A 423-nucleotide genomic window follows, 5' to 3' on the forward strand; every position below is an offset into this window, starting at 1 on the left:
CGGCGATGTGACTGGCCCCTTGCAGCAGGGCGAGACGACGGACGACGCCCAGCCGCTCGTGAAAGGCCTGGCCGAGCGCGACAGCGTGGTGTTGATCTACGACACCGTGATGGGGGCGAAGCTGCTGATCGGCAGCGCACGGGCCGATGCCGACGGCAACTGGTCGTTCCGTCCGCAAGCGCCGTATGCGCCGCTGGTCGATGGCGATCATCACCTGAGCGCGGTGGCGACCGACGAGGCGGGGAACCGTAGCGAGCCGAGCGACGGCTTCGATTTCACCGTGCTGGTAGGCGGCGTGCCGACTGCCCCGCCTATCTCGGGCGTCTTCGATGCCGTGGCACCGCACGTCGGCCATGTCGAGCAATCGGGCGTGACCAACGACACACGGCCCACCGTGATGTGTACGGCACCCGCCGGGCAGTT

The 423-nt window shown here is 68.3% G+C and carries 1 protein-coding gene; it reads left to right on the forward strand.

The features are described from left to right. Nucleotides 1–423 (forward strand): Ig-like domain-containing protein (locus tag HW466_RS31590; RefSeq protein ID WP_176316195.1); only part of this gene is annotated, 423 nt, incomplete at both ends.

The sequence above is a fragment of the Burkholderia territorii genome, assembly GCF_902833055.1.
In the GTDB taxonomy this organism is placed as follows: Bacteria; Pseudomonadota; Gammaproteobacteria; order Burkholderiales; family Burkholderiaceae; genus Burkholderia; species Burkholderia territorii.